The sequence below is a fragment of the Sphingomonas lenta genome (assembly GCF_002288825.1).
GTDB lineage: Bacteria > Pseudomonadota > Alphaproteobacteria > Sphingomonadales > Sphingomonadaceae > Sphingomonas > Sphingomonas lenta.
In genome coordinates, this window is record NZ_NSLI01000002.1 from 56,545 (window position 1) to 75,889 (window position 19,345).

Consider the following 19,345-nt stretch of genomic DNA (forward strand, 5'->3'; position numbering starts at 1 on the left):
CCTTAACCGTCCGATTCACCCGGTCAAAGCGCCGTTTCGGCACGTCGCATTGTGGGACGATTGCACTTGCGCGCAATGTTCTTACGTTGAAGAGACAGTTTAGTTCAGATCAGACTAGTTCCAAGGAGTGACGATGGCGTTGGACCGTATCGACCGGCAGATTCTCGCGTTGCTGCAGGCGGACGGCCGCATGACCAATGTCGACCTGGCGGAGCGCGTCGGCCTGACCGCCCCGCCCTGCCTCCGGCGCGTCCGCGCGCTGGAAGAGATGGGCGCGATCCGCGGCTACCATGCCGAGCTCGACGGCACGCGTTTGGGCTACCCGATCACCGTGTTCGCGATGGTGAGCCTGAAGAGCCAGGCCGAGCACGACCTTTCCGCGTTCGAAGCGCACGTCGCCGCGATCCCCGAGGTCCGCGAGTGCCATATGCTCAACGGCGAGATCGACTTCATCCTGAAGATCGTCGCCACCGACCTGCGCGCGTTCCAGGAAATCCTGACGACGCATCTGACGCCCGCGCCCAACGTCGCGAGCGTAAAGACGTCGCTGACGATCCGGACGGCGAAGAGCGAGTCCGGCATCCCCATCACGGCGGAGTGAACGAGAAAGGGGCGGCCCCGCGGGACCGCCCCTTTCCCTTCTCATCGAAATCGCGGCGCTTACGCCGTCGTATCGACGTGCAGCGACCAGAGCGCGGCCAGGTCCTTGCGCGGCGCGCCCTGCACCGCGGCGAACGCCGCCTTGGCGCCGGCCTTGTCGCCCTGACGCGCGAGCGCGATGCCGAGGCGCGTATTGACCTCGTCCGCGTTCACGCCGCCCTTCTGCAGCGCGGCGCGATAGAGCTCCGCCGCCTTGGCGTTGTTGCCCTGGCTCAGATACGCGTCGCCCGTCTGCGCGGCGAGCTTGCCGTCGCCGGCCGCCTTGGCCTTGGTCTCCAGCGGGCCGAGCGGACCCTCGTTGGAGATCAGCTTGGCGATCTCCGACTGCATCGCCTTGTACTCGGCGTTGCCCGCCGGGATCTTGCCGGCGGCGATGCCCTCCTGAAGGATCTTGCGCGCCTCGACGGGCAGACCGCGGTCGCGCAGCTTCTGCGCGAACTCGCCGTAATCATACTGGTCCGCCAGCGAGTTGGTGTCATCCATCAAACGGAACAGGTCGATCTTCTGCGGCGTGTCGAGGGTCGCGATCGAGCCCTGCTGCAGACCGTAGAGGACCAGCATGTCGCGCCAGTTCTTCTGCGTCGGGTAAGCCGCCAGGAGCCGCTGCATCCAGGGCAGCGCCTGGCCGGGCTGCTTCATCGCGCGCGCCAGGGCATAGCGGTAGACTTCCTCCGGTGCCTTCTGGCCCGTCGCGGTCGCGCGCTGGATCTCCGCCTCGTAGCTTCCCAGCGCGCCTTGGACGTCGCCAGCCCGCTCCTTGGCTTGAGCGATCTGCAACGTCAGATCCGGGCTGGTATAGCCCAGCTGTTGAGCTTGCGTAAAATACTGAACGGCTTGCGGATACTGCTTGCTGTTGAACGAGATGATCCCGCGATTGTACGCCAGCTGCCCCTTCAGCTTGGGATCAGTGCGCGGCGAGTTGATCAGCACGTCGAGCGGCGCGGCGAGCCGCGTCTGGTCGATAACGCCCGTCGGGTTGGCCGCGCGCTGCGCCTGTATCTTGCGCTCCTCCAGGCTGATGCGTGAAGCCGCGGCGAAGTAACGATCTTCGTCAGTCTTCGCGGCGGCTTCAGCCTGGGCGATGGCAGGCTCTGCCGTAGCCAAATCGTTCACCTTCAGCGCCGCCTCGGCGGCCTGAAGCGGCTTAAGGACGTCCGGGCTCAGCTTAGGCTGCTGAACCTTCTCCTTCTTCTTCTGCGCCGCGGCGGGCTCGGCGACGATCGCGCCGCCGGCGGCGCCCGTCAGCAGCAGCGCGGACAGCACGGCGGTGGAAACGTTCTTCATGCGGGATCTCTCCTGATGGTGGGCGGGGGCCTTAACCACGGCCGGCGCTGTACCGACCCCGCCCGCCCCGTTCAAGCGATCCGCCCCATAGGCTTAGCCTACTGAACCGCGATTGAACGCGCCCGAGCACGCCGCTAACCCGCGCCTCGCACCATGATCGCCGTCATCTCACCCGCCAAGTCGCTCGACTACGAGCGCGCGCCGCCGCCCTGCACGCCCACCCGGCCCCGCTTCTCGGAGGAAGCGGAAACGCTCGCCAAGGCCTGCTCGCGCCTGTCGCGGAAGCGCTTGGCCGAGTTGATTAAGATCTCGCCCGCGCTCGCCAAGCTGAACGCCGACCGCTACCGCGGCTTCGCCGACGCGCCCGAGCGGCCCGCGCTGTTCGCCTTCGCGGGCGACGTCTATGTCGGTCTCGACGCCTATTCGCTCGACGAGGAGGCGGTGGCCTATGCGCAGGATCATCTCCGCATGCTGTCCGGCCTCTACGGCCTGCTCCGCCCGCTGGACGCGATCAGGCCTTACCGGCTGGAGATGGGCACGCGTTGGGCGCCCGGGGATCGCTCGGGTCGCGACCGGCTGACCGACTGGTGGGGCGACCGCATCGCCCGCGCGCTCGGGGAGGAGCTGGGGGCGGAAGGCTCGGGCGTGATCCTCAATCTCGCCAGCGAGGAATATTGGGCGGCGGTGGACAAGTTCGTCCCCGCCGGCGCGGGCGTGATCGCGGTCGACTTCCGTGAAGGGCCCGACGCCAGGTTCGTCAGCTTCCACGCGAAGAAGGCGCGCGGCATGATGGCGCGCTGGGTCGTCGAGCACCGCATCCAAGACCCGGCCGCGCTCCCCGGCTTCGACGCGGACGGCTATCGTCATGACGCCCAGGCGAGCACGCCCGACCGCCTCCGGTTCGTCCGCGCGTGAGGGCGGTCGTCATCGGCGCCAGCGGCGGCATCGGCGCGGCGCTGGTCGAGGCGTTGCGCGACGAGGACGCCGAGGTCCACGCCTTCGCCCGCTCGTTCGAGGGTGACCGCCGGATCGACGTCGCCGACGAGGCGAGCGTCACCGCCGCGGCCTCCCGCGTGCCGGCGGGGGTCGACCTGGTGTTCGTCGCGACCGGACTGCTCCACGACGACGGGCGTGGGCCGGAGAAGGCGTGGCGCGAGCTCGATGCCGACTGGCTCCAGCGCAACTTCCTCGTCAACAGCATCGGCCCCGCGCTCGTCGCCAAGCACTTCCTGCCGCTCCTGCCGCGCGACCGCCGCGCGGTGTTCGCGGCCCTATCCGCGCGTGTCGGCTCGATCTCCGACAATAAGCTCGGCGGCTGGTACGGCTATCGCGCGTCCAAGGCGGCGCTCAACCAGCTCATCCGCACGCTGGCGATCGAGGAGAAGCGCCGCAACCCGCAGTCGATCGTGGTCGCGCTACACCCGGGCACTGTGGACACGGGGCTGTCCAAGCCGTTCCAGGGCAACGTCCAGCCCGGCCGTCTCTTCACCCCCGACCGCGCTGCCGTGCAGCTCCTCGACGTGCTGGACGGGCTCAAATCTGGCGACTCCGGCCGCTTGTTCGACTGGGAAGGCAAGGAGGTCGCGCCCTGAACACCCCTCTCCCGCTTTCGCGGGAGAGGGACAGCGGCGCAGCCGCAGGGTGAGGGCCCGCTCTCGACAGGTACTGCCCTCACCCTGGCGCGTGCCGCGCCTGTCCCTCTCCCGCGAAAGCGGGAGAGGGCTAAGGTGTCGCTCCCTCGCGCGTACGCGCACGCGTACGCGCGCGTGACTTTGGTGGCCGGCGTTCCTATATTCGATCTGTAACGATCCTGAAGAAAGCTTGCCCTTTGGCCGACGACACCGCCCTCGCCGACCCCATCCAGTCCATTTCCATCGTCGACGAGATGAAGTCCAGTTATCTGGACTACGCTATGAGCGTCATCGTCGCGCGCGCGCTGCCCGACGTGCGCGACGGCCTGAAGCCCGTGCACCGCCGCATCCTCTACTCGGCGGCGGAGAGCGGCTTCACCTACAATCGCCCCTATCGCAAGTCGGCGCGCATCGTCGGCGACGTCATGGGTAAGTACCACCCCCACGGCGACAGCGCGATCTACGACGCGCTCGCGCGCATGGCGCAGGACTGGTCCATGCGCGTGCCGCTGATCGACGGCCAGGGCAATTTCGGCTCGATGGATCCCGATCCGCCCGCCGCGATGCGCTACACGGAGGCGCGGCTGGCGCGCGTCACGGGCGCGCTGCTCGACGACCTCGACAAGGACACGGTCGACTTCCAGCCCAACTACGACGCCTCGGAACGCGAGCCGCAGGTTCTCCCGGCGCAATTCCCCAACCTGCTCGTCAACGGCGCGGGCGGCATCGCAGTGGGCATGGCCACTAACATCCCGCCGCACAATCTCGGCGAGGTGATCGACGCCTGCCTGGCCTATATCGACAACGGCGCGATCACCGCGGAGGAGCTGCAGGAGATCGTTCCCGGTCCCGATTTCCCGACCGGCGCCATCATCCTCGGCCGCGCGGGCGCGCGCTCGGCATACAATACCGGCCGCGGCTCGATCATCGTCCGCTCGCGCCACGAGATCGAGGAAGGGCGCAACGACCGCCGCTCCATCGTGCTGACCGAGATCCCCTACCAGCAGGGCAAGAACGCCCTGGTCGAGAAGATCGCCGAGGCCGCCAAGGAGAAGCGGATCGAGGGCGTCACCGACGTCCGCGACCTGTCCAACCGCGAAGGCGTGCGCATCGTCATCGACCTGCGCCGCGACGCCACGCCTGAGGTGGTGCTGAACCAGCTCTGGCGGCACACGCCCGCGCAGTCGAGCTTCTCCGCCAACATGCTCGCCATCCGCGGCGGCCGGCCGGAGCTCCTCAACCTTCGCGACATCATCCAGGCGTTCGTCCAGTTCCGCGAACAGGTCATCACGCGGCGCTCGAAGTTCGAGCTCGCCAAGGCCCGCGAACGCGCCCACATCCTGCTCGGCCTCGTCATCGCCGTCACCAACCTCGACGAAGTGGTGGCGCTGATCCGCGGCTCGCGCAGCCCGGCGGAGGCGCGCGACAAGCTGCTCGCCCGCGAGTGGCCGATCGCGGAGATCCTGCCCTACATCCGCCTCGTCGAGGCGATCGAGCACGAGGTGGAGGGCGACACCTACCGCTTGTCCGACGCGCAGGTGAAGGCGATCCTCGACCTCCGCCTGAACCGCCTGACCGCGCTCGGCCGCGACGAGATCGGCGACGAGCTCAAGCAGCTCGCCGCCTCCATCACCGAGCTGCTCGAGATCCTGGCGAACCGCGCCAAGCTCTACGAGGTCATGCGCGGCGAGCTCCGCGCCGTCCGCGACCAGTTCGCGACGCCGCGCCGCACCGAGATCGCGGCAGCGGCCGAGGGCATCGACGACGAGGACCTGATCGAGCGCGAGGACATGGTCGTGACCGTGACCATGCAGGGCTACATCAAGCGCACGCCGCTCGACACCTTCCGCGCCCAGCGCCGCGGCGGCAAGGGCCGCGCCGGCATGGCGACCAAGGAAGAGGACGCGATCGCCAAGCTGTTCGTGACCTCCACGCACACGCCCGTGCTGTTCTTCTCCACGCACGGCAAGGTGTACCGCATGAAGGTGTGGCGCCTGCCCGAGGGCGGTCCCGCCACCCGCGGCCGGCCCATGATCAACCTCCTGCCGCTCGCGCCCGGCGAGACGATCTCGACCGTGCTCCCGCTGCCCGAGGACGAGGCGAAGTGGGGCGACCTCCACGTCATGTTCGCCACCGCGAACGGCACGGTGCGTAGAAACTCGATGGACGCGTTCACCAACGTGCCGTCGAACGGCAAGATCGCGATGCGCTTTGATGAAGGCTCGGACGACTGCCTCGTCGCCGTCGCGCTCCTGACCGAGGAGGACGACGTGCTGCTCGCGACCAAGGGCGGCCGCGCGATCCGCTTCGCCGCGACCGACGTGCGCGAGTTCCAGAGCCGCACCTCGACCGGCGTGCGCGGCGTCAGCCTCGCCGAGGGCGACAAGGTCATTTCGCTCTCCATCCTCAAAGGCTTCGCCGCGACTACCGAAGAGCGCGAGGCGTACCTCCGCGCCGCTCCGTGGAAGGAGGGCGAACGCGAGATGTCGCTGTCGCCGGAGCGCATGGCCGCGTTCGAGGAGGCGGAGGAGTTCATCCTCACCGTCACCGCCAACGGCTACGGCAAGCGCACCAGCGCCTACGAATATCGCCGCACCGGCCGCGGCGGCCAGGGGATCACCAATATCGTGACCTCCGACCGCAACGGCCCAGTGGTCTCCTCCTTCCCTTCGCACAATGGCGAGCAGCTCATGCTCGTCACCGATCAGGCCAAGCTCATCCGCATGTCGGTCGGCGACACGCGCGTGACCGGCCGGAACACGCAGGGCGTCAGGCTGTTCGACGTGGCGGCGGACGAGCACGTCGTCTCCGCCGCCCGCATCGACGAGGCGGAGGACGCCGAGGATCCCGCCGAGGAGGAGGTCATCGCCGAAGTGCGTGACACGCCCGCGCAAGCGCCCGACCCTGACAAGCAGCTGACCGTGGACGACGGCACCAGCCCGCACACCATGGCCGAGCGGGTCGATGAGAGTGGGGACGAGAGCGGGGAGGAGGACGAATGAGCGCGCCCGAACTCGTCTACAAGGTCCTGACCGGTGCCGAGATGGAGGCGTTCGAGCGCGACGGCCGCTTCGAGGGCTCGAATGCGGACCGTCGCGACGGCTTTATCCACCTGTCGACCTGCGACCAGCTGACCGAGACGGTGGACAAGCATTTCGCCGGCCAGGACGGCCTCCACGTCGCCGCGGTCGATCTCTCCGCCTACCGGTCGGAGAAGGTGAAATGGGAGGAGTCGCGCGGCGGCCAGCTCTTCCCGCACCTGTACGAGCCGATGCTGCTGGAGACGGTTACCGCTTACAGCCCGCTCCAGCGCAACGCCGACGGCACCGTCCGCCTGCCGGTGGCGGGCTGAAGTCCTACCCTCTCCCGCTTTCGCGGGAGAGGGACAGCGGCGCAGCCGCAGGGTGAGGGCCCGCCCTCAACAGGCACTACCCTCACCCTGGCGCGTGCCGCGCCTGTCCCTCTCCCGCGAGAGCGGGAGAGGGCTAGAATGTCACCGCCGCCACAGCCCCAACAACCCCCGCGGCTTGGGCGGCGGCGCCTCCGCCTCGGCGCGTAGCCGGTCGAACCCGGCCACGGCTTCCTCCGACCGCAACACCGCCTCCAGTTCCTCCGCCTCCAGCGGCGCCTGGAACAGGCACCCGTACCCGTTCCCGTCCCGCCGCACGACGCGCACCTCGCGCGAGCTGCCCGCGGGCAGCGCGGCGGTGAACCGCGCCCAGAGCGGCAACTCGATCGGCGATCGCACGAACATGCCCGTGGCCGAGATGTTCGCCGCCTCCGCCTCCACGGTCGCCGTCTCCGTCCGGTCGAGCGTGATCACGAAGGAGACGGGGACGCGGGCTGCGCCCCGGCGCTCGGCGGGCTGTGTCGCGGGTTCGGCCATGCCGGACAGGGTAGCGGGCCGGTTCCTAACGGAACGTTGCCGGGATCATCCCGGGCCGCGGCACACCGCTTCGATGTTCGCGCCGTCCGGGTCGAGCACGAAGGCGGCGTAGTAGTTCGGCCCGTAGTGCGGCCGGAGCCCCGGCCCGCCGTGATCGACGCCGCCGGCCGCTACCGCGGCCGCGTGGAACGCGTCCACCGCCGCACGGCTGTCGGCCGGGAAGGCGACGTGCGTGCCCTCACCCACCCGTTCGTTGTCGCCGATCCAGAAGAACGGGTAGCCCACGTCCGTCTTGCCGAACCCGATCGCCGTCCCGCCCGACTGCGTCTGCTCCGGCGTCGCCACCATGATCACGCCCATGCCGAGCGGCGCGAGCGCGGCCTCGTAGAAGCGCCGGGACCGCGCGATGTCCGACACAGCGAACCCCATATGGTCGATCATCCCCGCCTCCTCACCTGTTCGGGATGAGCAACTCCACCCGTCGGTTCCGCGCCCGGCCGCCCTCGTCGTCGCTCCCGTCCAGCCGCGCGTTGGGCGCGACGGGCTGCGCCTCGCCCTTGCCTGCGACGGTGAAGCTCCGTTGCCGCACGCCGACTTGGCCGCGCATCCACTCGGCCACCGCCCGCGCGCGGGCCTCCGAGAGCTCCTGGTTGTACGCGTCGCTCCCTTTGGCGTCCGTATGGCCGGTGACTGCGACGGGTCCGGGCGGCGCGCGGCGGATCGCCTCGGCGGCCTTGAGCAGGTTCTCCTGCGCGGCCGGAGTCAGCTCGGCCTTGTCGAACTCGAACAGCGTATCCGCCGGCAGCTCGATCACCGTGCCCAGGTCCGTCACCCGCGTGTTCAGCCCGCCCGTATCGGCGGCGAGCGCGCTCACCTCGCCGCGCAGCCCGCCGCCGGTGGTCGCGACGCCGCCCACATCCGCTTCGGGCGCGGACACCGCCGCCGCGGGAGGGGGCTGCGCTTGCCCGTCGGGCGACGGCTCGGAGCAGCCCGCGACCGCCAGCGCGAGCGCGGGCAGGAGCGGTCTCACCGGGTGACCGGGATGCCGTCGAAGGGACCGACGCCGGGGATGTTGATCGACACCGTCCGGCTGGTGGGCGGCGGCGCGGGGAACTTGAACCAGACGATCTGCGGCGCGCTCTCGTTCGTCTCCACGCGGATCTCTTTGTCGTTCGAGCCCAGCGGAGCGGCGAGCCAGCGGCCCTGCCCGTCCTTCAGGACGCCGATCTGCTGAGCGGTGGCGTCGTCGATCACGCTGACCCGATCGACTGGTATGTAGCCGCAGCAGCTCGTCCCGCCGCTAAAGCTGAGCTGCACCGTCATCACGTCGCCGGTCACCGCGGCGCGGTTCAGCGCCACGCGCGAGCCCTCCGGTCCCGGCTGCTCCTGGATCACGCTCGCCAGCGGCGCAGGCGAGGGCGTGGGGGACGGCGACACCTCGGTGCGCGTCACGCCGCCGGCGCTACCCCGCGAGGGCGGCTGCGTCGCGAGCACGTCCTCCGCCGCGCCTTGCTCCTGCTGCTGCCCGCATCCCGCCAGCATCGCCGCGCTCATCAGCAAGGCGGTCCAACCTTTTCGCAAAGCACGCACTCCCGACCGTTGTTGTTGCGATAGAGAAACGGCGAACGCGACGGGGGTTCCCGACCGGGGTTCACGGCTTGACCTCGCCACCCTCTTCCGATATTTCTGTTTTTACGGAAAGGACGCGCGACTATGTCCCTCATGGACCACCCCGACGCCAAGACGTTCATCCTTCACTGGGGTGAGATGGGGTCGCAATGGGGCGTCAACCGCTCCGTGTCGCAAATCCATGCGCTGCTCTACCTTTCCGACCAGCCGCTCACCGCCGAGGCGATCTCCGACACGCTCGGCCTCGCGCGCTCCAACGTATCGACGGGCCTCAAGGACCTGCAGGGTTACGGCATCGTCCGCCGCGTGCATATCGAGGGCGACCGTCGCGACCATTTCGTCGCGGAGGCGGACCTCTGGGACATGCTCACCCGCATCGTCGCCGAGCGCAAGAAGCGCGAGATCGATCCGACGCTCGAGGTCCTGGCCGAGCTCGCCGACCGCCTCGCGGCCGACAGGAGCGCCCCCGCCCACCTGCGCGAGCGCATCACGCGCATGCACGACTTCATGGGAAATCTGTCCCGTTGGTACGATCAGGTGCGGATGCTGCCCAAACCGACGCTCGTCGCGTTGATGAAGCTCGGCTCCAAGGTCGCCCGGTTCATCCCCGGCCAACGCGCCGCGAGCTGACGGGGTGGGCCGCTCCGACCCGATGCTCGCGCCGCCGAGCCGTCGACGGACCGCAGCCATTCGTATCACCGCAGCCCTCGCGGTCGCGCTCGCCTTTGCGCTGGGCGTGTACCTGCTCCTGGAGTTCACGCGTCCGAACGGCGGGCTGATCAGCTTCTCCTTTCTGATCATTCTGCCCGGCGCGATTTCGGCGTTCGTCGCCTACGTCGCCGACCCCTGGGGCGAGCGGTCGCGCGGGGCGTACCTGCTCGTCCCCGTCTGGCTGTCGCTCGCGGCGATCGTCGCGTCGGCCGCGTTCCTGCGGGAAGGCGTGATCTGCATCGTGATGCTCGCACCTCTTTGGCTGCTGAGCGGCATGGCGGGCGCCGCGCTCACCTACAGCTTCCGTCGTCGGCGGCCCGAGGTCGACATCGACGCCTTCTACTCGGCCGCGCTCCTCGCGCTGCCCGTCATCGCGTTGCAGGTCGAGCCGTTCATTCCTTTACCGGAGGCGAGCAGGACGGTCAGCCGATCGGTGGTCGTGCACGCGCCTCCCCAGGCGATCTGGCCGTTGCTCCGCGGCGTGCCCGACGTTCGGCCAGGCGAGGGTCGCTGGAATTTCACGCAGGACGTGATCGGCGTTCCGCGCCCGGTCGGCGCGCGGCTGATCGGCAATGGCCTGGGTGCGGATAGGCACGCCGTTTGGAGTCACAGAATCCGCTTTCGCGAGCGCGTCGTCGATTGGGAGCCGAACGAGCGGATCGGCTGGCGCTTCATCTTCGACGACGTCGCGGCCTGGGCGTTCACCGATCGCCATCTCACGCCAAACAGCAGCTATTTTCGCGTGACGACCGGCGGCTACGCGGTCGAGGCGCTGTCGGGCGGTGGTTCGAGGGTGACACTCACGACACGCTATTGGATGCGCACTCCCGTGAACGCCTACTGCGCCTTGTGGGGCAAGTTGTTCCTCGGCGATCTGGAGAACAACCTGCTGGCGGTTATCCGGCAGCGGGCGGAGGGTCGACCCGCCGCGCGGTGAGACGTAATTGGCCGGGCTGTCCTACAAGGCCGCACTCTGCCATGGCCTTCTCATGCCTGTCGACGCACCGGAGCCGCCGCGCAACAAAAGCCAAGTCGGACGACACGGAATTGCCGAACAGGCGCGAAGATTGAGAAGCTAAGCCGAATCATGACGTACCACATCCATATTATCGGCGGCGGCCTCGCCGGCTCGGAAGCCGCCTGGCAGCTCGCCCAGGCAGGGTTCCGCGTCCGCTTGTCCGAAATGCGCGGTTCGGGGGACATGACTCCTGCGCACCATACCGACGGCTTGGCCGAGCTCGTCTGCTCGAACAGCTTCCGCTCCGACGATGCGGAGTCGAACGCCGTCGGTCTGCTTCACCAGGAGATGCGCGCGCTCGGATCGCTGATCCTGACCCAGGGCGACCACCACCGCGTGCCCGCCGGCTCGGCACTCGCCGTCGACCGCGACGGCTTCTCCGCCGGCGTGACCGCCGCGCTCGAAGCGCACCCGAACGTGGAGATCGTCCGCGAGCGCGTCGACAGTCTGCCCGAGGACGGCCTCGCGATCGTCGCCACCGGTCCCCTCACCGCCCCCGGTCTGGCCGACAGCATCGGCCGGGCGACCGGCGCCGACGCGCTGGCCTTCTTCGACGCCATCGCGCCCATCGTCCACCGCGACAGCATCGACATGGGAACGGCGTGGTTCCAATCGCGCTGGAACAAGGGCGATGGGCACGACTACATCAACTGCCCGCTCACCAAGGAGCAGTACCTCGCCTTCCACCAGGGCCTGCTCGACGGCGAGAAGACGCCGTTCCGCGACTGGGAGAAGGACACGCCCTATTTCGAGGGCTGCATGCCGATCGAGGTCATGGCCGAGCGCGGCGTCGACACGCTCCGCTACGGCCCGATGAAGCCCGTCGGCCTCGACGATCCGCGCACCGGCCGCTGGCCTTACGCCGTCGTCCAGCTCCGCCAGGACAACGCGTCCGGCACGCTCTGGAACATCGTCGGCTTCCAGACCAAGCTCAAGCACGCCGAGCAGGTGCGCCTGTTCCGCACCATCCCCGGCCTGGAGAATGCCGAGTTCGCCAGGCTGGGCGGGCTGCACCGCAACACGTTCATCCGTTCGCCCGGGTTGCTCGACGGCTCCTTGCGCCTGAAGAGCCGCCCCAATATCCGCTTCGCCGGCCAGATCACCGGCTGCGAGGGCTATGTCGAGAGCGCCGCGATCGGCCTGCTCGCCGGCCGCTTCGCCGCCGCGGAGCTCAGGGGCGAGGCGCTGACGCCGCCACCCGTCGAGACCGCGCTGGGCGCGCTCCTCAACCACATCACCGGTGCAGCGGACGCGGAGCTCTACCAGCCGATGAACGTCAACTTCGGCCTGTTCCCGCCCATCCCGGGCCGGTCCAAGAAGGCCGAGCGCAAGAAGATGTACACCGACCGCGCCCGCGCCGCGCTGGCCGAGTGGCTCAGCCCCAATAACCTCAACCGTCGTCCTGCTGCGGAGGACAGGCCGGTCGCCGAGCCGGCCGCCGTTTGACTGCGGTGGTCGCGAACTCGGCCGCGTTCATCGCCCCCGACTTGTCGCGGTCGGCGGTCGCGAACTTGGTCGTGGTCTTCACCGACCACTCGTCGAACGACAGCCGCCCGTCGCCGTCGCGGTCGAGCTTGGCGTACGCCTTGCGCCGGCTCAGCAGATACTCGTCGCGCGTGATCGCGCCGTCGCGGTCCTTGTCATATCGCCCGAACCGCTTTTCCTCGCGCGTCTTCGGGGTCGCTTCCGGTAGGGTGGGCGCGCCGCCCTCCGTTTCTTGCGCCGGCGGGGCGACTTGCGCCGACGCCGTCGGCAATACGGCTGGCGGGGGCACCTCGCCGCCGACCAGGAGCCAGCCCGCCCCGCCCATGGCGAGCACCGCCGCCCCGCCCACCGCGTACCGCCACCACATGCGCCTGCTCCCTGTCGCCCGGTGGCGAGCCTAGCCATCCGTTACGGAGCCGCAACCCTCATCTAGCGTCCCGTCAGTCGGTGCAGCAGCAAGCGCCCCACACGCCCGGCCCCGCTCCCGCCCTCGAGATCGAACCGGGCCAGCAGCGCCAGCGCCCCCAGCGCCCGCCCCGCCCGCGACCAGCGCCACCCCATCGCCTCTACTAATCGCGCGCGCGCCAGCTCCCGTGCGCGCGCCGCGACTTGCCGGTCGGAGAGGTTGCTCGCCAGGTCAGCCAGCGCCCAACCCTCGCCCGCCACCGCCGCCTGCTCGTCCGCCGCGCCCGACACCGCCGCCGCCGCCCGGAACAGCCGACCGCCCCGCTCGCGCGCGAAAGTCCGCAGAGCCGTCTCGCCGAGCGGCTCCTCCAGGAGCACCTCCCACCCCTCGACCATGCCCGCCAGCGTCGTACCCGTGACGCCCCGTGGCAGCACCTCGCCCGCTAGCGCACGCAGCACCGGTTCGGCGGGGGGCGGCTCGCGGTCGAGCCGCTCCAACGCCTCGAACCACCAGGTCAGCCGCATCTGCCCCACCATCGGCTCGCGCGTGGTGCGCAGGATGCGGCCGAGCGTGTCGTCGAGGGCGAGCAACGCCTCCAGACCCGGGCGCGAAGCGGGAGGGGTATAAGTCAGGATGAGAGCACGGTCGGGCTTTTGGAAATCCTTCACCTTATTCCCTTAGCCGTTCGCAACGGACCCTTGTCCATCACCTCGTGCTGGACCCGGGCCGGTTCGACTCGCGGAGCGTTCGGCGGATGCATCAACGACTTTCCTCCTTCCTGGTACGGCTGCTTCGCAACAAAGCGGGCAACACCATGGTCATGATGGCCATGGCGATGGTTCCCTTGGCCGGGCTGGTCGGAGGCGCGGTCGACGCGAGCCGCCTCTACTTGGCGAAGACGCGCCTTCAGCATGCTTGCGACGCGGGCGCTTTGGCGGGCAGGCGTCAAATGGGTGCGGGAGCTTGGGCGGCGGATTCCAATCGCGCCCGCACCGTCGCCGACCGCTTTTTCGACGTGAACTTCCAGCAGGGGCTCTACGGCACCGAGACCCTGACCCGCAACTATGTCGAGAACGCCGGAAAAGTGACGGGCACCGCGAGCGTGATCGTGCCGATGACGTTGATGCGCATCTTCAACTTCCAGCAGACCACCGTCGATGTCGTCTGCGACGCGGAGATGCGGCTGCCCAACACGGACGTGATGTTCGTCCTCGATACGACCGGGTCGATGGAGCAGACGCTCAGCGGCGACACCCAGAACAAGATCGCTGGTCTGCGCACCGCCGTTCTCTGCTTCTACGAGATCCTGGCTCGTCTGGACACGAGCGCGACGTGCAGCGGCACCGGCGCAAGCGACGGCGTCGGGACCGAGGTGCAGATACGCTTCGGTTTCGTCCCGTACGCCACGAACGTGAACGTGGGAGAGCTGCTGCCCGCTTCGCACGTCGCGAACCAGTGGCCTTATCAGACCCGCCTGGCGAACTTCACCACGCAAGTCGCTGGTGAGGTCGTGTCCGACGAGTACGAAGCCTATAACGTCGATGGGACGCCCCGGTCCATCAGCATCAGCGACTGCGCGGCTTTCGGCAACAACGTACAGTTCACCGACCAGAATGACGGCAATCGGGTATATACGCCTAATCCGTCAGGTGCCTCGATCGACACCGGAACCGGGGCGAACCTTCGGCGCACGACGTACAGCAACAGCACCGCAGACGACCGCGACTGGGGTTACTCGGGCGCACCCGACAACTCCGGCGAGTTTCGCACCTGCCGGCGGCGCAAGATCGTCCAAAAGGTCGGGACGCCGCGTTTCGCCTTCACGGATTGGACCTACCGGCAGGACACGATCGACGTATCCAGCTACAAGCTCCGCAACGACGTGAGCTTCGCGAACGACACGTGCCTGAACGTGATCGGCGACGGCGCCGCTTGCACGGGCGAGTCGCGCATCTCCGGAACGGTTCCCGCATCCGGAACCTATGACGAGCGCGAGCTCGCGACCGTCTCCGGCCAACAGAACATCGACCTGATTAACCGCCGCTGGGACGGCTGCATCGAGGAGCGCGATACCGTCCACCAGGCGAGCTACGTCCCGATCCCCTCCGGCGCCAAAGACTTGGACATCGACTCCGCGCCCTCCCTCCTCTCCGGGACGAGCTGGGGACCGACGTTGTACAGAGTCGTCTACCCGCGTGGCACCGGCAGCGCGATCAACGTCAGCCAGTGGCAGAACGTCTCACAACAGACGACGATGCGAAACCTGATCTGGCCGGATTACCAATGCCCGACCGTCGCACGTAAAGTGCAGTCTTGGCCGACCGCCGCCAACTTCGAAAACTATGTCAACGGTCTGACTACCGGCGGCAATACGTATCACGACATCGGGCTGCTATGGGGTGCGCGCCTGCTGTCGGGGACCGGCATCTTCCGTGCCGATAACGAGTTCACGGCGCAAGGCGGCGCCATCGAACGGCACTTGATTTTCATGACCGACGGCGAGACGTGCACCAGCGTCTACAATTACGCCTCATATGGCCTCGAGTGGTTCGATCGCCGCAGAACCGGAACTTCGAATCCAGGAGGCCGATGCGAGACGAACAGTGATCCGGGCGGCAGCATCAGCGAGCAGGTGAACGCCCGCACGCTGGCGATTTGCGAAGCGGTGAAGAACAAGAACATCACCCTGTGGGTGATCTGGTTCGGTGAGAGCAAGCCCTGGCTGGAGACTCGCCTGACCGGCTGTGCGACGGCCAATCGCTTCTTCGCCGCGCGCACCTCGGCGCAGCTGCAGACAACCTTCGCGACGATCGCCGATCAGATCGGCCAGCTCAGGTTGACCAACTGATGCGGTCGAGTCTCGCCACCGACGTCCGCGGGGCCGCGTTGACCGAATTCGGCCTGCTGCTGCCGGTCCTCGCCATGCTGCTGCTGGGCTCGCTGGACATGGGGCATCGCGCCTATGCCCGCGTCGTCCTGGACGGCGCGCTGCAAAAGGCGGCCCGAGACTCCGCGCTGGAGGGCGGCAACGCGCCCGCCAAGCAAGCTCAGGTCGATGCGCGACTCCTCGACACGGCCCGCGATCTCCACAACGGCGCAACAGTGACGACGACCCGCTTATCCTATCGCACCTTCGCCGACGCGGCCCGCCGCCACGAGCCGTATACCGACACGAACGGGAACGGTCAGTGCGATAACGGCGAGCCCTTCACGGACGTGATCGTCAACAACAGCTTCGACGCGGATATCGGGCGCGCCGGTCAGGGCGGGGCGCAGGACGTTGTCGTCTTCACCTCGACCATGACCTATCCCGCGATCATGCCGGTCCGCGGATTGCTCGGTCTCAGTGACACCGTCAGCATCACGGCGACGGCGGTCGTCCGCAACCAGCCCTACAATGATCAGGGCGCGAACGGGACGGCGGGCACGGGGAACTGCACATGAGCCCGGTTCGTGGAATGCTGTCCGACGCCCGCGGCGTCGCCTTCGTCGAGTTCGCGCTGTCGCTCCCGCTGTTCCTCGTCATGCTGATGGGGGGCGCGGAGGTCGCGCACTACATGACGACGCGCATGCGCGTGAGCCAATTGGCGCTGCACGTGGCCGATCACGCCGCGCGCATCGGCGACGGCGACCTGCTCGCCGCCAAGCTCATATCCGAGCGCCAGATCAACGACCTGCTCACCGGAGCGGGCCTGCAGAGCGCCGAGTTGGACATCTACGGCCGCGGACGCGTGATCCTCTCCAGCCTCCAAGAAATGGACGCGCCGAACCCCAATAATCGCTTCGAGATCAAATGGCAGCGCTGCCGCGGATCGCTCACCCACACTCCCGAATATGGTGAGCAGGGCGCCACCGACCTCACCGGCATGGGTCCCGCAGGCAACCAGGTCACCGCGCTTCCGAACGGCGCGACCATGTTCGTCGAGATCCGGTACGATTATCGCCCGCTGCTCGGCTCGGATTACATCGCCTTCGGCGATTTCACGGAGAGCGCGGCGATGGCGGTACGCAACCGCCGCAATCTCCAGCAGATCGCCCAGGACGCGCCGCCGTCCAGCTGCTCCTAGCGGTAACACACCTTCCTGACTGCCGCGACGACCTTGGCCGCGTCGATCAGCGCCAGCTTCTCGAGGTTCGCGGCGTAGGGCAGCGGCACGTCCTCGTCCGTCACGCGCGTCGCCGGCGCGTCGAGATCGTCGAAGCCGTCCTCCATGCAGATCGCCATGACTTCCGACGAGATCGAGCAGGTGGGCCAGCCCTCCTCCACGACCACCATCCGGTTGGTCTTGGCCAGGCTCTTCAGCACCGTCTCGCGGTCGAGCGGCCGTAACGTGCGCAGGTCGATCACCTCCGCATCGACACCCTCGCCCGCCAACTGCTCCGCCGCCTCCAGCGCGACGCCGACGCCGATCGAGTAGCTGACGACCGTCACGTCCTTACCCGGGCGCACGATCCGCGCTTTGCCGATGGGCAGCACATAATCGTCGAGCTTGGGTACCTCGAACGAGCGTCCGTACATCAGCTCGTTCTCGAGGAACACGACGGGGTCTTCGGTGCGGATCGCGGCCTTTAGCAGGCCCTTGGCGTCCGCCGCGTCGTAGGGCGCGATGACGATCAGGCCGGGCACGCTCGCGTACCAGGGGCCGAAGTTCTGGCTGTGCTGCGCCGCGACGCGGCTCGCCGCGCCGTTGGGGCCGCGGAACACCATGGGGCAGCGCATCTGGCCGCCCGACATATAGTTCGTCTTCGCCGCCGAATTGATGATGTGGTCGATCGCTTGCAGCGCGAAGTTGAACGTCATGAATTCGACGACCGGGCGAAGGCCGCCCATCGCCGCGCCCGAGCCCACGCCCGCGAAGCCGTACTCGGTGATCGGCGTGTCGATGACGCGCTTGTCCCCGAACTCGTCGAGCAGTCCCTGCGTGACCTTGTACGCGCCCTGATACTGCGCGACCTCCTCGCCCATCACGAACACGCGCGGGTCGCGGCGCATCTCTTCGGCCATCGCGTCGCGCAACGCCTCGCGGACGGTGAGCTTCACCATCTCGGTGCCGGCGGGTACCTCGGGATCGGCGACGGAGGTGCGCTCGACGGCCTGTGTGAGCTGTTTGGTCCCCGTGTCCTGCTTCGGCGAGGGACCTGCATCTTCCGTACCCTGGTCGGACGGCCGCTCCACCTCGGCGGTGCCGCCGGGCGAGGCCGACGCCGCGCTCTGCGGCGGCGGCCCGTCGCTCGCCTGAGCGGGCGCTCCCGCGTCCTCGCCCTCGCCGGCCAGCGTGGCGATGACGGTGCCGACCTTCACGTTATCGGTGCCCTCGGCGACCAGCAGCTTGCCGATCGTCCCTTCGTCGACCGCCTCGAACTCCATGGTTGCCTTATCGGTCTCGATCTCCGCCAGGATGTCGCCCGACTTGACCGCGTCGCCTTCCTTCACCAGCCACTTGGCGAGCGTGCCCTCCTCCATGGTGGGCGACAGCGCAGGCATCTTGATCTCGACAGGCATCAGTAACGCTCCACCAGCACGTCCGTGTACAGCTCCGACGCTTCGGGCTCGGGCGTCTGCTCGGAGAAGTCGGCGGCCTCGTTCACGATCTTCCTGATCTCCTGCTCGACCGCTTTCAGCTGGTCCTCCTTGATCCCGGCCTGGTCGAGCAGCGGCTTCAGCCGCTCGATCGGGTCCGACTTCTCGCGCACCGACTGCACCTCCTCGCGCGAGCGATACTTGGCCGGATCGGACATGGAGTGGCCGCGATAACGATAGGTCTTCATCTCGAGGATGACCGGCCCCTTGCCCGCGCGCACCCATTCGAGCGCGGTCTCGGCGGCACCGCGGCAGGCGAGGACGTCCATCCCGTCGACCTGGATGCCGGGGATGCGGAAGCTCTCGCCGCGGCGGTAGAGCTGGTCCTCGGCCGAGGCGCGATTGACCGACGTGCCCATCGCGTACTGGTTGTTCTCGATCACGTAGATGATCGGCAGCTTCCATAGCTCCGCCATGTTGAAGCTCTCGTACACCTGCCCCTGGTTCGCCGCGCCGTCGCCGAAATAGGCGAGGCAGACGCCCCCGTCCTCGTTGTACTTGTGGCTGAACGCGAGGCCCGTGCCGAGCGACACCTGCGCGCCGACGATGCCGTGGCCGCCGTAGAACTTATGCTCCACGGAGAACATGTGCATGGAGCCGCCCTTGCCCTTGGAGATGCCCGCCTGGCGGCCGGTCAGCTCCGCCATCACGTCGGCGGGCGGGATGCGGCACAGCAGCATGTGGCCGTGGTCGCGATAACCGGTGATGACCGAGTCCTTCTCGGACAGAGCGGACTGGAGCCCGACCGCGACCGCCTCCTGGCCGATATAAAGGTGGCAGAAGCCGCCGATCAGCCCGAGCCCGTAGAGCTGCCCCGCCTTTTCCTCGAAACGCCGGATGAGCAGCATGTCGCGGTAGAACTGGAGCAATTCCTCCTTGGACGCGCTGTACGGTTGCGGCTCGCTCGGACGCTCGCGGTTGGGAGTCGCGGGCGGGGCTGGCGCGGGGCTTACGGCTTTGGCCACGATGGGTGAGACCTCTGATCCTGGGGAGGAAGATGCCGGGCCTATAGGCGCGAAGCCGCGCGGCTTTCAATCCGTTGGTCAGGGCCCTA

At 68.2% G+C, this 19,345-nt stretch carries 20 protein-coding genes; 11 read left to right on the top strand and 9 right to left on the bottom strand.

The genetic code is table 11. The features are described 5' to 3' along the window. Positions 1-133: 133 nt before the first annotated feature. Positions 134-601, top strand: a complete 468-nt coding sequence (locus CKY28_RS03460) for an Lrp/AsnC family transcriptional regulator (protein WP_095997605.1) — start codon at positions 134-136, stop codon at positions 599-601. Between the two features lie 59 nt (positions 602-660). Here CKY28_RS03460 and CKY28_RS03465 read toward each other — a convergent pair whose 3' ends face one another. Continuing rightward, positions 661-1,944, bottom strand: a complete 1,284-nt coding sequence (locus CKY28_RS03465) for a tetratricopeptide repeat protein (protein ID WP_095996970.1) — start codon at positions 1,942-1,944, stop codon at positions 661-663. 153 nt (positions 1,945-2,097) lie between these two features. Here CKY28_RS03465 and CKY28_RS03470 point away from each other — a divergent pair, with 153 nt between their 5' ends. The 4 genes from CKY28_RS03470 to CKY28_RS03485 all read left to right on the top strand — a co-directional run bounded on the left by CKY28_RS03470 (position 2,098) and on the right by CKY28_RS03485 (position 6,927). Next, on the top strand, positions 2,098-2,859 hold the full coding sequence (locus tag CKY28_RS03470; RefSeq protein ID WP_095996971.1) for a YaaA family protein: 762 nt from the start codon (positions 2,098-2,100) through the stop codon (positions 2,857-2,859). Further along, entirely contained in the window at positions 2,856-3,536 is a 681-nt protein-coding gene (locus CKY28_RS03475; protein WP_095996972.1) for an SDR family NAD(P)-dependent oxidoreductase, read from the top strand. Before CKY28_RS03470 ends, CKY28_RS03475 begins: the two co-directional genes overlap by 4 nt. A 236-nt stretch (positions 3,537-3,772) precedes the next feature. Beyond that, positions 3,773-6,577, top strand: a complete 2,805-nt coding sequence (gyrA, locus tag CKY28_RS03480; protein WP_095996973.1) for a DNA gyrase subunit A — start codon at positions 3,773-3,775, stop codon at positions 6,575-6,577. Further along, on the top strand, positions 6,574-6,927 hold the full coding sequence (locus CKY28_RS03485) for a DUF952 domain-containing protein (RefSeq protein WP_095996974.1): 354 nt from the start codon (positions 6,574-6,576) through the stop codon (positions 6,925-6,927). Before gyrA ends, CKY28_RS03485 begins: the two co-directional genes overlap by 4 nt. Positions 6,928-7,068: 141 nt before the next feature. Here the strand turns inward: CKY28_RS03485 and CKY28_RS03490 are convergent, their stop codons facing one another. Genes CKY28_RS03490 through CKY28_RS18515 form a run of 4 tightly spaced genes read right to left on the bottom strand, consistent with a single transcriptional unit; the run spans position 7,069 to position 9,015 of the window. Beyond that, the gene (locus CKY28_RS03490) at positions 7,069-7,461 is read right to left on the bottom strand and encodes a PilZ domain-containing protein (RefSeq protein WP_095996975.1); all 393 of its coding nucleotides are present in this window, start codon (positions 7,459-7,461) and stop codon (positions 7,069-7,071) included. Positions 7,462-7,506: 45 nt separating this feature from the next. After that, positions 7,507-7,902, bottom strand: a complete 396-nt coding sequence (locus CKY28_RS03495) for a VOC family protein (RefSeq protein ID WP_095996976.1) — start codon at positions 7,900-7,902, stop codon at positions 7,507-7,509. 10 nt (positions 7,903-7,912) lie between these two features. Continuing rightward, positions 7,913-8,491: an OmpA family protein gene (locus tag CKY28_RS03500; protein ID WP_176472942.1), complete on the bottom strand. Its 579-nt coding sequence runs from the start codon at positions 8,489-8,491 to the stop codon at positions 7,913-7,915. Then, a complete protein-coding gene (locus CKY28_RS18515) occupies positions 8,488-9,015 on the bottom strand; it encodes a hypothetical protein (protein WP_176472943.1) in 528 nt (175 codons plus the stop codon). Before CKY28_RS18515 ends, CKY28_RS03500 begins: the two co-directional genes overlap by 4 nt. Positions 9,016-9,174: 159 nt before the next feature. Between CKY28_RS18515 and CKY28_RS03505 the strand changes: the two genes are divergently transcribed. The 3 genes from CKY28_RS03505 (at position 9,175) to trmFO (ending at position 12,265) form a co-directional block, all read left to right on the top strand. Further along, positions 9,175-9,720, top strand: coding sequence for a GbsR/MarR family transcriptional regulator (locus tag CKY28_RS03505; protein WP_095996978.1), 546 nt, complete (start codon positions 9,175-9,177; stop codon positions 9,718-9,720). Positions 9,721-9,724: 4 nt separating this feature from the next. Continuing rightward, a complete protein-coding gene (locus CKY28_RS03510) occupies positions 9,725-10,738 on the top strand; it encodes an SRPBCC family protein (protein WP_245841569.1) in 1,014 nt (337 codons plus the stop codon). A gap of 150 nt (positions 10,739-10,888) precedes the next feature. Next, positions 10,889-12,265: a methylenetetrahydrofolate--tRNA-(uracil(54)-C(5))-methyltransferase (FADH(2)-oxidizing) TrmFO gene (trmFO, locus tag CKY28_RS03515; RefSeq protein WP_095996979.1), complete on the top strand. Its 1,377-nt coding sequence runs from the start codon at positions 10,889-10,891 to the stop codon at positions 12,263-12,265. Here trmFO and CKY28_RS03520 read toward each other — a convergent pair. After that, positions 12,210-12,671, bottom strand: a complete 462-nt coding sequence (locus tag CKY28_RS03520; protein ID WP_095996980.1) for an EF-hand domain-containing protein — start codon at positions 12,669-12,671, stop codon at positions 12,210-12,212. The two genes, trmFO and CKY28_RS03520, sit on opposite strands and share 56 nt — an antisense overlap. A 62-nt stretch (positions 12,672-12,733) precedes the next feature. After that, the gene (locus CKY28_RS03525; protein WP_095996981.1) at positions 12,734-13,378 is read right to left on the bottom strand and encodes a squalene/phytoene synthase family protein; all 645 of its coding nucleotides are present in this window, start codon (positions 13,376-13,378) and stop codon (positions 12,734-12,736) included. Between the two features lie 86 nt (positions 13,379-13,464). Here CKY28_RS03525 and CKY28_RS03530 point away from each other — a divergent pair, with 86 nt between their 5' ends. From CKY28_RS03530 to CKY28_RS03540, 3 genes are read left to right on the top strand one after another with little or no spacing between them, the layout of a single operon-like run. Beyond that, positions 13,465-15,558, top strand: a complete 2,094-nt coding sequence (locus CKY28_RS03530; RefSeq protein WP_095996982.1) for a TadE/TadG family type IV pilus assembly protein — start codon at positions 13,465-13,467, stop codon at positions 15,556-15,558. After that, positions 15,558-16,154 carry a TadE/TadG family type IV pilus assembly protein gene (locus CKY28_RS03535; RefSeq protein ID WP_095996983.1) on the top strand — a complete coding sequence of 199 codons (597 nt, stop codon included), beginning with the start codon at positions 15,558-15,560 and terminating at the stop codon, positions 16,152-16,154. The genes CKY28_RS03530 and CKY28_RS03535 overlap by 1 nt, the downstream gene beginning before the upstream one ends. Further along, on the top strand, positions 16,151-16,777 hold the full coding sequence (locus CKY28_RS03540; protein WP_095996984.1) for a TadE/TadG family type IV pilus assembly protein: 627 nt from the start codon (positions 16,151-16,153) through the stop codon (positions 16,775-16,777). The genes CKY28_RS03535 and CKY28_RS03540 overlap by 4 nt, the downstream gene beginning before the upstream one ends. Here CKY28_RS03540 and CKY28_RS03545 read toward each other — a convergent pair. After that, positions 16,774-18,213 (bottom strand): pyruvate dehydrogenase complex E1 component subunit beta, encoded by a 1,440-nt coding sequence (locus CKY28_RS03545; protein ID WP_095996985.1) that lies wholly within the window; start codon positions 18,211-18,213, stop codon positions 16,774-16,776. The two genes, CKY28_RS03540 and CKY28_RS03545, sit on opposite strands and share 4 nt — an antisense overlap. Beyond that, complete coding sequence (gene pdhA, locus CKY28_RS03550) at positions 18,213-19,256, bottom strand: pyruvate dehydrogenase (acetyl-transferring) E1 component subunit alpha (protein ID WP_095996986.1); 1,044 nt, start codon at positions 19,254-19,256, stop codon at positions 18,213-18,215. Before pdhA ends, CKY28_RS03545 begins: the two co-directional genes overlap by 1 nt. Positions 19,257-19,345 lie beyond the last annotated feature (89 nt).

Coding starts and splice junctions, on each gene's coding strand:
- CKY28_RS03535 (WP_095996983.1), top strand. CDS start 15,558: ATGCGGTCGAGTCTCGCCACCGACGTCCGCGGGGCCGCGTTGACCGAA.
- CKY28_RS03485 (WP_095996974.1), top strand. CDS start 6,574: ATGAGCGCGCCCGAACTCGTCTACAAGGTCCTGACCGGTGCCGAGATG.
- CKY28_RS03490 (WP_095996975.1), bottom strand. CDS start 7,461: ATGGCCGAACCCGCGACACAGCCCGCCGAGCGCCGGGGCGCAGCCCGC.
- CKY28_RS18515 (WP_176472943.1), bottom strand. CDS start 9,015: ATGAGCGCGGCGATGCTGGCGGGATGCGGGCAGCAGCAGGAGCAAGGC.
- CKY28_RS03540 (WP_095996984.1), top strand. CDS start 16,151: ATGAGCCCGGTTCGTGGAATGCTGTCCGACGCCCGCGGCGTCGCCTTC.
- CKY28_RS03505 (WP_095996978.1), top strand. CDS start 9,175: ATGTCCCTCATGGACCACCCCGACGCCAAGACGTTCATCCTTCACTGG.
- CKY28_RS03495 (WP_095996976.1), bottom strand. CDS start 7,902: ATGATCGACCATATGGGGTTCGCTGTGTCGGACATCGCGCGGTCCCGG.
- CKY28_RS03470 (WP_095996971.1), top strand. CDS start 2,098: ATGATCGCCGTCATCTCACCCGCCAAGTCGCTCGACTACGAGCGCGCG.
- CKY28_RS03545 (WP_095996985.1), bottom strand. CDS start 18,213: ATGCCTGTCGAGATCAAGATGCCTGCGCTGTCGCCCACCATGGAGGAG.
- CKY28_RS03530 (WP_095996982.1), top strand. CDS start 13,465: ATGCATCAACGACTTTCCTCCTTCCTGGTACGGCTGCTTCGCAACAAA.
- CKY28_RS03520 (WP_095996980.1), bottom strand. CDS start 12,671: ATGTGGTGGCGGTACGCGGTGGGCGGGGCGGCGGTGCTCGCCATGGGC.
- trmFO (WP_095996979.1), top strand. CDS start 10,889: ATGACGTACCACATCCATATTATCGGCGGCGGCCTCGCCGGCTCGGAA.
- CKY28_RS03465 (WP_095996970.1), bottom strand. CDS start 1,944: ATGAAGAACGTTTCCACCGCCGTGCTGTCCGCGCTGCTGCTGACGGGC.
- CKY28_RS03460 (WP_095997605.1), top strand. CDS start 134: ATGGCGTTGGACCGTATCGACCGGCAGATTCTCGCGTTGCTGCAGGCG.